The organism is Streptomyces chilikensis, from assembly GCF_001642695.1.
Classification (GTDB): Bacteria; Actinomycetota; Actinomycetes; order Streptomycetales; family Streptomycetaceae; genus Streptomyces; species Streptomyces chilikensis.
The window spans coordinates 1-11,569 of the sequence record NZ_LWCC02000072.1 but is presented as its reverse complement, the minus strand read 5'-3'; the positions used below and the strand labels follow the sequence as shown (position 1 = coordinate 11,569).

The window sequence follows — 11,569 nt, the reverse complement described above, 5'->3', positions numbered from 1 at the left end:
CGTCGGCCCGCCGCCGGCCGGGCCTGAGCGCGGGGCGGCGGCCGTGCCGGCCGGCGGCGCCCCGGCGCCTCGCGGAGGACCGCGCCGTCACTCGGCGGGTCGCTCCCGCTCCGTCCGGCACAGGCGGGCCACGAGGTGCGCGTACCGCTCGTCGAACCTCAACGTCCCGAAGGCCAGCGACAGTTCGTGGTGGAGCGTGTGGCAGGCCCGGTTCCACAGGTCCAGACCGGTCTCCGTGACCGTGACGCGGCTCGCCCGCCGGTCGCACGGCCAGGCCACCCTGACCGTCCGGCCCGCGCGCTCCAGCTGCGCGAGCACCCGGCTCGCCGCCGAGACGCTCACTCCCAGCCGCCGTGCGACACCGCTCACCGACACGGATTCCGGATGCTCCCTCGCCAGCACGCCCAGGGCCATGAACTGCCCCAGGCCGATGTCGTGGCGGCGCGTCAGCGTGTGGTCCAGCCTCCCCTCCAGCAGGGAGAACATGGGCACCATCCGCTCCCACAGCCGTGAGGCGGTCTCCGCGGAGGAGTCGGGAACTTCGTGGTCGTGCGGCTCGGTCACGGATCACTGTCCTCGGTCTTCACGTTCCGCGTCCCGGTGGGCGCCGCAGGCGCCGGGACACATCGTCAGGGCAGAAGGAGGAGCTTGCCCCGCACACCGCCGGCCGCCAGCCGGCGGTGCGCCTCGGCCGCTTCCTCGAAGCCGAACTCCCGCGCGGCGCGCAGCCGCAGTTCCCCGGCGTCCACCAGGGCGGAGAGTTCGGAGAGCCCCCGGCCGTCCTGCTCCACGTGCGAGACGGCCACGTGGACGCCGCGCTCCGCCGCCGGCACCCTGCGGGGAACGACGGTGACCACCCGGCCCCCGTCCCGGACCGCGCCGATCGCCTCGGGCAGGCCGGCCGTCTCCAGCAGGCCGTCGACGCCCGCCACCGGCAGGTGCGCCGCGTCCACCACCCGGTCCGCGCCCAGGGCCCGCGCGTGGTCCTCGTCGCGGGCGGACCTGACCTGGGCCACCACGGTCAGACCGCGCAGCCGGGCGAGTTGCACCGCGAGCCCGCCGACCGAACCGACGGCGCCGGTGACCAGCACCGAGCTCCCCTCGGGCAGGGCGAGGAGGCCGAGCGCCTGCCGGGCGGTCAGGCCGGCCAGCGGCAGCCCCGCCGCGACGGTCCGCGGAACCGAGGCCGGGGCGTGGGCGACGATGTCCGCCGGCAGGGCCACGACCTCGGCGTACGTCCCGCGGCCGGTGGCCATCTGCGCCGACATCGCCACGACGCGGTCGCCGACGCGGAAGCCGGTGACGGCGCCGCCCACGGCGGTCACGGTGCCGGCCAGGTCCCAGCCGAGGACCATCGGCGGGTGGCAGGCGCTGTGCCCGGCGTGCAGGCCGGCGCGGGTCTGCAGGTCCACGGGGTTGACCGCGGCGGCGGCGGTACGGATGAGGACGCCGTCGGGGTCCGGAGCGGCCGGTTCCGGGATCTCGGAGACCGACAGCCGCTCCGGGCCGCCGTACGTGGTCAGGACTACGGCGCGCATGGGTCTGCTCACTTTCGTGGGTGTCCGCGGCGCGTCACGGGCCGGCCGTGACGCGCCGCGCTCCTTCAGGTTCGGACCAGTTCGGGTACGCGGGGCGGCAGCCGGTCGGCGACGGAGGCGGCGAGCCCCCGGACGGTGATCACCCGGACCTCGGCGCGGTCCGCCGCGAGCCGCGCCGTCCGGCCGTGCGGCACCAGCACCAGCTGCCCCGCGCGCACGGTCCGTTCCCCGGACGCCGTGGTCAGCCGCAGCTCGCCCTCGAGAACGAGCAGTGCCTCCTCCACCCCGTGCCCGGGCGTCGTCGTCAGAGCGGCGCCGCGCGGGAGCACCCAGTGCTCCACCGCCTCGCACTCGCTGTGCAGCATCCCGCGGCGTACCAGGCACGTCCACGCGGCCGTGGCGCCGGCGTCCGTGCCGGCGTCGAGGCCGACGGCGCCGTGCACCGCCCCGGCGACCGTCGAGACGATCACGACGCCTCCCCGGCGCGCCGGGGAAGGGCCAGCGTCACGATCAGCAGCCGCAGCGCGGACGCCGCCTCCACCGCGGTGGACGTGCCCGCACCGAGGGTGACGCACGTGCCGGACGACAGCTCCGCCGCGGCGTCCCCGGAGGCTGCCCGCCCCTCGCCGTCGTGCACGAACACGGCCAGTTCCGCGTCGGACGCGCCCAGTACGGTGCGCTGACCCGCCTCGAGTTCGACGACCTCCACCTGGCGCAGCGGGCCGGTGAAGACGCCGTCGGTGGAGACGGTCCTCTCCTTGAAGAGGTCGTGGATGATCACATCGCCCATGGGGGGAACTCCCGGGTGGATGGGGGCGGCTCCGGACAGGACGGCGTCGGTGCCGGGTGCGAGGGTTTCGACGACCCACCAGTCGAGGTCGCTCCCGCCCGTGTTGCGCAGCCCGTGCACGTTCCCGGGGGGCGTCAGGGCGAGCGACCCCGGGCCGACGGGGTGGGGGACGCCGTTGTAGAGGAACTCTCCCCGTCCGCGCAGGACGAGGTAGATCTCCTCGGTGCGGGTGTGGCGGTGCTCCCCGCTCAGACCGCCCGGCGGGACCGAGGCCCACTCGACGGCCTCGGTGGGGGAGGCCAGTTGGCGGCGGCCGGCGAAGCACTTCCAGCGCGTGCGCCCGGCGGCGCCGTGCACCCCGTGGACCGTGGCGGCACCCGTCACGGTCCCGATCGCGCGGAAGGAGCGGGGGCCGGGGTTCGCCGGGCCGGCGGCGGCCGTCCCCGGACCGGTGGTGGCGACGGTCATCGGGCGGCCCCTGAGGAGACCAGTCCGAGCGCCTCGGCCGCCGCGCCGAGTTCGGCCTCGGTGACGTCGTTGACGAAGACGGCGCTGCCGATGCCGACCGGGAGCGGCAGCCGCTGCTTGCCGTCGCGGTGGCGCACGGTGTCACGCAGGGCCTCGACGAGCAGCTCCGACGTGCACAGCGGGTGCCAGGTCGGCAGTCCCAGGCGCTCCATCACCCGCAGGACGCGGTCACGCTGGTACGCGCTGACGAGTCCGCGGCGCTCGGCCATGACGGTGGTGAGCGCCATGTCGACGGCCACCGCCTCCCCGTGCAGCAGTTCCGGGAGGGCGTGCATCTCGATGGTCGGGCTGAAGGTGTGGCCGTAGTCGACGACCCGTTCGAGCACCTTCTCCCAGAGATTGGGCTGGAGTTCCTCCAGCATGCCCTGGATGGCCCGCTCGACCACCTCGGTCGCGGGATCGAGGTGGAGCCCGCGCGCCGCGAGCCGCTGGTCCACCGGGACGTCGGCGGGGGTGGGGCCCATGGACGCGGGGCTCTGGAGCTTGGTGCGCAGGAGGTCGGCGCCGTGCTGCTCCAGCAGGTCGAACAGGCGGGCGTCCTTGATCAGGGCGATCTTGAGGATCTCGGACAGGCCGTTGCTGATGTGGCGTGCGTCGAGGGTGGCCAGGAAGGACCGGTCCAGCAGGGTGCGGTCCGCGGGGAAATAGGTGCCGAGCCGGTTCTTGTGTCCGTTGTGGTTGACCCCGGTCTTGGCGCCGACTCCCGCGTCCACCAGGCCGATCAGGGTGGTGGGGATGCGGATGAAGGGCGTGGAGCGGCGGTAGAGGCTGGCGGCGAAGCCCACGATGTCCATGAGGACGCCGCCGCCGATGGCGATGACGGGCTCACGGCGGCGGTCCACGCCGAAGGCGTCGAGGGCCGCGGTGACCCTCAGCACCGCGTCCATCGACTTGTGCGTCTCACCGTCCTCCAGGACGAGCACGCGGTGTTCGACGTCGTGGTGCTCGAAGTAGGCGCGGATCCGCTCACCGTAGAGGGAGTCGACCACGCGGTCGGTGACGACGAAGCGCCGCCGGCGCCCGCCGTCCGCGGCGCCCTCCAGGATGGTGAGGTTCTCCGGGTCCAGCAGGTTCTCGCAGGCCCGTATCTCGTACTGCACCGGGTTGCTGGTCTGCACCGACCAGTGGGTGACCGGACTGCCCACCGCGAAGAGACCGTCGTTGCCCTGCGTGGTCTGGGTTCTCTGCTGCATCTGGCTGCTGCCTCCGTCGAGGAGTCGATTCGGGCGCACTGCGCATCCGTCGGGGCAGTTCGCTCGCGTGCCGGGCCGGACAGTCGTCCGGAGCGCGGGCACGTGCCTTGGCCACCGTGTCGTGGCCCGCCCCCGTTGTCGGCACCGACCCTGACACATCGTTCGTTGCGCACGCAAGGACATCGAGGGGTGGCTGGAGTGCCCGTTGACCGAAAACGGCATCAGGGCGCGCATGTCTCACCATTGCCACCTGGGCATTCGCTTCGGGGAGTCCTCGTGTGGATGTCCGGAAGGGTGTGCGGGGTTCATGCCCCCGCAAGGAAGCCGCTCCGAAAGCGCGAGGCCGGAAGCCCGGGAACGACGAAACCCCCCGTCTGTCCGACGGAGGGTGCGACGGGAGGAGGGCCGGGTCAGCGGTCGCCGGTGGGGGCGTAGCGCAGCCTGGCCACGACCGAGCTGGTCCGGCTGTCCATGGACGCGACCTCCAGGGCCATGCCGACCTCGCGCCGGAACAGCCCCCCTATGTCCGCGGCCATGGTGCGGCCGGCGTCGGTGACGCGCACCACGACACCCCTGCGGTCGGTCGCGTGCATCGCCTTCTCGACCAGACCGCGTGCCTCCAGCCGCTGGACGGCACGGGTGGCCGACGACTGGTTGAGGCCGAGGAGCTGGGCGAGTTCGTTCATGCGGATCCCGGCCGGATCGCCGTTGCTCAGCGCCCGCAGGGCGAGGAAGTCGGTGAGTCCCAGTTCGAAGTCCTCGGACAGCCTTCTGTCCAGCGCGGTCCCGACCTCCGCGACGAGGACCGACAGTTGACTCCACAGCTCGACGCTGTCTTCTTTGCGCGTTCGCATAATGCCGCCTTCTTCGAGGTGCCCGAGGGTTCCGCCGACCGCCGGGGCCTTCCGAACGCGGTGGGGGAGCAGTCTCGATCCGCATCGGAGGAGACGGCCGGACCACGCCCAGAATACGAGATGGCGAGATCCAGGGAAACCCTCGCGTGTCGCGATGTTTACATGCCCTTACAAGGAGATCCGTGAGTACTTGATTCGCGGACCGTTCTCCCGGTTGTTGCCGGGTGCGGAAAGCACAGCTCACGATGCATGCGGGGGATCGACCGTTCCGATGCGTCGTCAGGATTGTTCTTGCGCACGCAACGAAGTTCCCCTACTGTCCCCCTCGGTCGGCGCCGGTCGCAGGCGGGCGCCGACGTCCGGGCATTCGTGCGCCGTGGTGTCACCCGCACCCGCGCACCGATTCAGGGGGAATCATGCTCAACGCCGTCTCGGCGTCGCCGGCGACGCCGGCACGCTCAGGACTGCCCACCGCGCGGGCCGTCGACCACTACGCCTTCACGGTGCCGCGCCTCGACGACGCCGTCGCCTTCTTCACCGGGGTACTGGGCGGCGAGCTCTGCTACCGGGAGGGCCCCGTCGAGGACCCCTCCGGCGACTGGATGAGCCGGAAGCTCGGCGTGCACCCGCGCGCCCGGGCCCAGGTGGCGCTGGTCAGGCTCGGCTCCCACAGCAACCTGGAACTCTTCGAGTACACCGCTCCCGGCCAGATCACCTCACCGCCCGGCCCGAACGACGTCGGCGGTCACCACCTCGCGCTGGCGGTGGCCGACCCGGACGCGGCCGGGGAACACCTGCGCCGGGCCGGCGCCGTCCGCCTCGGGCCGTCGGACTCCTCGGGCGGGTCACGCCGCTGGTTCCTGACCCCCGTGGGCACGCTGATCTCGCTGAGCGGTCCCGGCCGGCGGGACGGCCGGCGCTTCGTCCCCACGCCCCGCCCGCACTCCAACGCCGCGGAGCGCGCGCTGGGCCTGCTCGGCGTCGAGCACGTGAGCTACACCGTCGCCGACCTCGACGCCGCCACCCGCTTCTTCACCGGGGTGCTGGGGGCGGAGCCGGTGGACGGCTCCGAGGAGGCGGCGGACGGGCCGCCCGGCGCCGAGCGGTGCCGGCGGGTCCTGCTGCGTACCGGCCCGACCGCCAACTGCGAACTGAGGCAGAGCGGCAAGGGCGCCCTGCGGACCCGGCCTCCGCGCAACAGCGATGTCGGCGGCCACCACCTGGCCTTCTACGTCGACGACGTGGACGCGGCCGCCGCCTACCTGCGCGAGCAGGAAGGGGTGACCCTGATGGGCGAACCCGAGACGATCACCCAGGGCCCGATCGCCGGCGACCGCTGGCTCTACTTCGGCACCCCGATCGGCATACAGATGGAGATCATCAACATGCCGGACGGATCACTGCCGTACGAGACGCGGACCGCCGCCCGGCGCGCGACACCCGGTGACCTGCGCTGGCACGACCGCCCCTGACCGGGACCGGAGTCCCCGCCCGAACGTTTCCTCACGCAGGTCGAGCACACCGGCCGCCGCCGCCCGCTCCCGAGCCCCGGCGCCCGGCCACCGGCACCCGTGCCGGCTCGTCGGCCTCGCACCCGAAGAGGTGATCTTGATGAACACACTCACCCGGTTACCGCCCCGCCCTGCCGGACCGCCGCGCGGAGCGACGGCGAAGGCCGAGCTCTGGCTGGACCTCCGGCACACCTCCCCGGAGGCGGCGGCCCCGGACCACGCCGGCGCGGCGCACACCGCCCACGACGTGCTGCCGGCTGCCGCCGGGGGCCCGCCGGGCGAGCACCGGTCCGCCCGAGGCGTCCTCGTCGCCGGTCCCGTCCTCGGGATCGCCGGGTACCGGCGCCTGACGCGCGAGCTGCTGTCCGGGGCCCCGGCCCCGTCCGGGGCGCGCCCCCTCGCCGTCGAGTACTCCGTTCCGGCCGTCGACGCCGTGGTCAACGCCCGCCTCGACCGGATCGGCGGCTGGGAGGCCAAGGCCCCGCACGACCGTGCCGGAATCGCGGGAGCCCACCTGCTGTACGACGCGTTCCGGCGCGACCTGCGCTCCCCGGCCTGGGGCCGGGCCCTCGGCCGCGGTGCGCCGGTGCCCCGCCTGCTGTGGTCCACCCGGCCGCCGGCCGGCCCCGACCGGGGCGCCGAGTACGCGGAGCGGTGCCTGCTCCCCGGGACCGCCGTGGCGCTGTCCCCGGAGGCCCTGTCCGCGTTCACGCGGCACGCCGCCGTCACCGCGCCGGCCTCGGCGGATCTCGCGGAGGCCCGCCGCGTCGCCGGGATCCTCGACCGGTTCGGCATCCGGCTCGCCGCGCTCGACGGTCCCGCCCCGCGGGCATGACGTCCCGCTGACACACCACCGGGCGCCCCGGCGCCCGCCCTCCCCCCGGCGCTCCCGCGCGGCCGGCGCCACCGGCCCCGTCCCGCGCCGGCACCGATGTCCCACCACCCCAAGGAATCACTCATGCCTTCTTCCGCTCCACTCGCCGCGGACACCTCCTTCTCACCGGCCGCCGACGCCCCGTCCGGGGCGGGGGTGCGCCGCCGGGCGTTCCTGTCCGGCACGGCCGTCGCGGGCGGCGCCCTCGCGCTCACCGCGGCCGGCCTGGGACCGGCCGCCGCCGCGGGAGCAGACCGCGGGACGGCCTCCTCCGCCCCGGTCACCGTGCTCCCGCAGGACCGGCGGTACGCCGACCTGCGGCGTGGCACCAACCAGCGCTGGGTCGGCAGCCCGGAACGGGTCGTCCTGGCCACCTCCACGGACGACGTCGTCAGGGCGGTGCAGGAGGCGGTCGACTCCGGCAGACGACTGGCCGTGCGCAGCGGCGGCCACTGCTACGAGGACTTCACCACCAGCCGGGAGGTCGAGGTGGTCCTCGACCTCTCCCGCATGGACGACATCTCCTACGACGAGCGCCGGCGGGCGTTCTCCGTCCAGCCGGGCGCCGCCCTCGGACGGGTCTACGACCGCCTCTACAAGGGCTGGGGCGTGTACCTCCCGGCCGGCAACTGCCCCACCGTCGCGGCCGGAGGCCACATCCCGGGCGGCGGCTACGGATCCATGAGCCGACGCGACGGGCTCGCGGTCGACCACCTGTACGGCATCGAGATCGTGGTCGTCCAGGCGGACGGAACCGCCCGTGCGGTCACCGCCACGCGGGAGCCCGACGACCCCCACCGCGAGCTGTGGTGGGCGCACACGGGCGGCGGCGGTGGCAGCTTCGGCGTGGTGACCCGCTACTGGCTGCGCTCTCCCGGCGCCACGGGAAGCGATCCGGCCGAGCAGCTCCCCACGCCGCCCCGCGAGGTGTGGCTCAGCGAGGTGGCCTGGCCCTGGGAGGAACTCACCGAGGCCCGCTTCACCCGGCTCATGTGGAACCACGGTGACTGGCACGCCCGCAACAGCGCGCCGGACTCCCCGTACACCGCGCTGTTCAGCCAGCTCAAGCCCTTCCACAAGTCGGCCGGCGCGGTGGTGCTCGACTCGCTGGTCGACGCCGGCGCCCCCGGTGCCGAACGGCTGCTGCGGGACTACATATCCGAGGTCGGCGCCGGCGTCGGGGTCCGTCCCCAGGTCCGCCAGTACCGGCGGGTGCCGTGGCTGCACGCCACGCAGTGGCCCGGATTCACCGGCCCGGACCCCACGGTCAGGTTCAAGGGCAAGTCCGTGTACGCCCGGCGCAACTACACCGACGCCCACATCGCCGCCGCGTACCGGCACCTGACCCGGGACGACTTCCACAACCCCGGCGCCCTCCTCATGATCGCCTCCTACGGGGGAGCGGTGAACCGGGTCGCGCCGGACGACACCGCGGTGCCGCAGCGGGACTCCGTGCTCAAGTACCAGGTCGTCTCCCTGTGGAACGACGCGGCGGACGACGAGGCCAACGTCGCCTGGGTCCGGGAGTGCTACCGCGACATGTTCGCCGCCACCGGCGGCGTGCCGGTCCCCGACGAGGACACCGACGGCTGCTTCGTCAACTACGCCGACGTCGACCTCGGCGACCCGCGCTGGAACAGCTCCGGCGTGCCCTGGCACGAGCTCTACTACAAGAACGGCTACCGGCGCCTGCAGAAGGTCAAGGCCGCCTGGGACCCCACCGACTTCTTCCGGCACGCCCAGTCCGTGCGGCCCCTGTGACACCCGCCCGCCGGCCGGCCGGCACCGTCCGCCACGGCCGGCGCCGCGCCCCTCGTGGGCCGTCCGTCCAGCTCCCCCGCACCAGCTCCCACTCGACGAGGTGATCTCCGTGTCCGCTGTTCCGGCCGCGCCCGGCCGTTCGTCCCGGCTGCCCTCACTCACGGGAATGCGCTTCCTCGCCGCCTTCCTCGTGTTCCTCTTCCACCTGTCGCTGCTCGACGCCTACTCCACCGACGGCGAGGGCCACGGGCCGTTCGCCTCCGCCTTGAAGAACGGCGGATGGGCGGGCGTCACGTTCTTCTTCATCCTCAGCGGCTTCGTCCTCACCTGGTCGGTCCGCGGCGAGGACACCCCCCGCGCGTTCTGGGGACGCCGACTGGCCAAGATCCTCCCCAACCACGTCGTCACCTTCCTCCTCGCCCTGGCCTCGTACGCCTACGTGTCGGCCACCTGGGGGCAGGGAATCCCCAACTTCCTCCTGCTGCAGGCCTGGGTGCCGCGCGACGACGTCTTCTTCAGCATCAACAACCCCAGTTGGTCGCTCTCCTGCGAGCTGGTCTTCTACCTGCTGTTCCCGGCACTGCACCGGCGGGTGTCGCGGATCCGCGCCGAGCGGCTGTGGTGGTGGGCGGCCGGCACGTCCGCGGCGATCGTGCTGCTGCCCCTGGCCGTGCAACTGCTGCCGTCGGGTGAGGCGTTCGGCCCCAACCACGCCAACTCACCGCTGTACGGCCACTCGATCACCCAGATGTGGCTCGTCTACATCTTCCCGCCCGTCCGGGTGCTCGACTTCGTGCTCGGCATCCTGATGGCCCGGATCGTCCTGTCCGGCCGGTGGATCGGGCTCGGAGCGCTGCCCGCCCTGGCGCTCACGGTGGCGGCGTACGCGGTGAGCCTCGAGGTCCCCTTCCTGTTCTCCCTCAACGCCGTCGTCGTCGTCCCGTTCGCCCTCCTGATCGCCGCCGTGGCGGCCCGTGACGCCCAGGGCCGCGGAAGCGCGGTGAGCGGCCGCGTGTGCGTGTGGCTCGGCGAGGTGTCCTTCGCCTTCTACCTGGTCCACCAGATCCTGCTGTCCGTCACGCAGGAGCGCTTCGGCTTCCGGGAGGCGGACTCACCCGCCGAGGCCGTCGGCGTGGCCGTGCTCCTCGCCGGGGCGAGCCTGCTGCTGGCCTGGCTGCTGTACACCGGCGTCGAGCGTCCGGTGATGCGGGCCTGGGCACGCCGGAGCCGTACGGCACGGACGACGCCGGGGACGGCCGCACCGGCTCCGGCGGTGGCACCGGCAGCGACACCGGCACCGGCAGCGACACCGGCTCCGGCAGCGGTTCCGGAGCCCGCCGGCCCGCCGCACGGCGACAGCAGCAGGTCCGTGACCGTGGGCACGAACTGAGGCGCCCCGTCCCGCCGTCGCCCCCGGCACGGACGACCGCGCGGAGACGGACACGAGAACACGGGCACGGGGACGGCGGTCCCCGCGGCGGGAGCCGTCCCCGTGCCCGGCGGAGACCGTCACCGCGGGGACCCTCACCGCGGGGACCCTCACCGCGGAGACCGCCGTCGGGGCCCCGCCGGGACCCGCCCGGGGAGAGGCCGGGGGAGAAGCCCGCCGGCCGGACCACCAAGGAGACCACCCGCCATGCCGCTTCCCGTCCTCGCGATGATGGCCTGCACCTTCTGCATCGGTACCGCCGAGAGCGTCATCGCCGGCATCCTGCCGTCCGTCGCGCGGGACGTCGGCGTCTCGCTCACCGCCGTCGGCATGCTGATCAGCGTGTACGCCGTCACGGTCGTCCTCGTCGGGCCGCTCGTCACCGCGGTGACGATCCGGCTCCGGCTCCGCCGTGCCGTCCTCATGCCCGCCCTGATGGGCGTGTTCGTCCTCGGCAACGTGCAGGCGGCGCTCGCTCCCGGATTCGGCTGGCTGACGGCGGGCCGGGTGGTGAGCGCGCTGGCCCACTCCACCCTCATCGCGGCGTTCGTGGCGGCGGCCCGGGAGATGGCGCCCGCGGACCGCCGGGCCGCCTGGGGGGCCAAGGTCACGCTCGGCATCGGGTTGTCCAGCGTGGCCGGCGTCCCCGTCGGCACCCTGATCGGGGACGCCTACGGCTGGCGCGCCACCTTCTGGGCCCTCGCCGCGTCGAGTCTGGCCGCCACCCTGCTGCTCATGCGGTGCACCGTCCCCGAACCCCCTCCGACGGCGGCCCCCCGCCGGCCGGGGGCGGCGGTCACCGGCCGGCGGACACCGGCCCTTCCGGGGGCGGTGCTGCTCGTCGCCGTGGTGATCGCGCTGGGCACCGGCGGGGTCTTCACCTTCTATACCTACGCCTCGCCCTACCTCACGCAGGCCGTGGGCCTCGAGCCGCGGACCGTCACCGTCCTGCTCCTGCTCTACGGAGCGGGAGGCCTCGTCGGCAACACGGTCGGCGGCCGTGCGGCCGACCGCTTCCCGCACGCGGCCGTCCCCGCGACGCTGGGCACGGCCGCGGCGGGTCTGCTGCTGCTGGCCCTCCCCCCGGACGG

At 74.0% G+C, this 11,569-nt stretch carries 11 protein-coding genes; 5 read left to right on the top strand and 6 right to left on the bottom strand.

From position 1 onward, the window contains the following. Positions 1-87 precede the first annotated feature (87 nt). From A2U95_RS22655 to A2U95_RS22630, 6 genes are all read right to left on the bottom strand, one after another. Entirely contained in the window at positions 88-564 is a 477-nt protein-coding gene (locus A2U95_RS22655; protein WP_166026179.1) for a MarR family winged helix-turn-helix transcriptional regulator, read from the bottom strand. A 65-nt stretch (positions 565-629) separates the two neighbouring features. Next, positions 630-1,538 (bottom strand): NADP-dependent oxidoreductase, encoded by a 909-nt coding sequence (locus A2U95_RS22650; protein ID WP_166026177.1) that lies wholly within the window; start codon positions 1,536-1,538, stop codon positions 630-632. A 65-nt stretch (positions 1,539-1,603) separates the two neighbouring features. Continuing rightward, positions 1,604-2,008, bottom strand: a complete 405-nt coding sequence (locus A2U95_RS22645; RefSeq protein ID WP_166026175.1) for a cupin domain-containing protein — start codon at positions 2,006-2,008, stop codon at positions 1,604-1,606. Next, positions 2,005-2,796 carry a cupin domain-containing protein gene (locus A2U95_RS22640; protein ID WP_166026174.1) on the bottom strand — a complete coding sequence of 264 codons (792 nt, stop codon included), beginning with the start codon at positions 2,794-2,796 and terminating at the stop codon, positions 2,005-2,007. The genes A2U95_RS22645 and A2U95_RS22640 overlap by 4 nt, the downstream gene beginning before the upstream one ends. Beyond that, positions 2,793-4,049, bottom strand: coding sequence for a sedoheptulose 7-phosphate cyclase (locus A2U95_RS22635; protein ID WP_166026172.1), 1,257 nt, complete (start codon positions 4,047-4,049; stop codon positions 2,793-2,795). Before A2U95_RS22635 ends, A2U95_RS22640 begins: the two co-directional genes overlap by 4 nt. 410 nt (positions 4,050-4,459) lie before the next feature. Further along, positions 4,460-4,903: a MarR family winged helix-turn-helix transcriptional regulator gene (locus A2U95_RS22630; protein WP_166026170.1), complete on the bottom strand. Its 444-nt coding sequence runs from the start codon at positions 4,901-4,903 to the stop codon at positions 4,460-4,462. Positions 4,904-5,319: 416 nt separating this feature from the next. Between A2U95_RS22630 and A2U95_RS22625 the strand changes: the two genes are divergently transcribed. The 5 genes from A2U95_RS22625 to A2U95_RS22605 form a co-directional block, all read left to right on the top strand. Then, positions 5,320-6,375: a VOC family protein gene (locus A2U95_RS22625; protein ID WP_166026168.1), complete on the top strand. Its 1,056-nt coding sequence runs from the start codon at positions 5,320-5,322 to the stop codon at positions 6,373-6,375. A 139-nt stretch (positions 6,376-6,514) separates the two neighbouring features. Next, a complete protein-coding gene (locus tag A2U95_RS22620) occupies positions 6,515-7,249 on the top strand; it encodes a beta/alpha barrel domain-containing protein (protein WP_166026166.1) in 735 nt (244 codons plus the stop codon). A 123-nt stretch (positions 7,250-7,372) separates the two neighbouring features. Continuing rightward, a complete protein-coding gene (locus A2U95_RS22615; RefSeq protein WP_166026165.1) occupies positions 7,373-9,049 on the top strand; it encodes an FAD-binding oxidoreductase in 1,677 nt (558 codons plus the stop codon). 109 nt (positions 9,050-9,158) lie between these two features. Further along, the gene (locus tag A2U95_RS22610) at positions 9,159-10,439 is read left to right on the top strand and encodes an acyltransferase family protein (protein ID WP_166026163.1); all 1,281 of its coding nucleotides are present in this window, start codon (positions 9,159-9,161) and stop codon (positions 10,437-10,439) included. 246 nt (positions 10,440-10,685) lie between these two features. Continuing rightward, on the top strand, positions 10,686-11,569 hold an 884-nt coding region (locus A2U95_RS22605), incomplete at its 3' end, for an MFS transporter (RefSeq protein ID WP_166026161.1).

What these genes read in the sequence shown, in the direction of transcription:
- A2U95_RS22650 (WP_166026177.1), bottom strand. Translation starts at nt 1,538, where the DNA reads ATGCGCGCCGTAGTCCTGACCACGTACGGCGGCCCGGAGCGGCTGTCG.
- A2U95_RS22640 (WP_166026174.1), bottom strand. Translation starts at nt 2,796, where the DNA reads ATGACCGTCGCCACCACCGGTCCGGGGACGGCCGCCGCCGGCCCGGCG.
- A2U95_RS22635 (WP_166026172.1), bottom strand. Translation starts at nt 4,049, where the DNA reads ATGCAGCAGAGAACCCAGACCACGCAGGGCAACGACGGTCTCTTCGCG.
- A2U95_RS22630 (WP_166026170.1), bottom strand. Translation starts at nt 4,903, where the DNA reads ATGCGAACGCGCAAAGAAGACAGCGTCGAGCTGTGGAGTCAACTGTCG.
- A2U95_RS22625 (WP_166026168.1), top strand. Translation starts at nt 5,320, where the DNA reads ATGCTCAACGCCGTCTCGGCGTCGCCGGCGACGCCGGCACGCTCAGGA.
- A2U95_RS22620 (WP_166026166.1), top strand. Translation starts at nt 6,515, where the DNA reads ATGAACACACTCACCCGGTTACCGCCCCGCCCTGCCGGACCGCCGCGC.
- A2U95_RS22615 (WP_166026165.1), top strand. Translation starts at nt 7,373, where the DNA reads ATGCCTTCTTCCGCTCCACTCGCCGCGGACACCTCCTTCTCACCGGCC.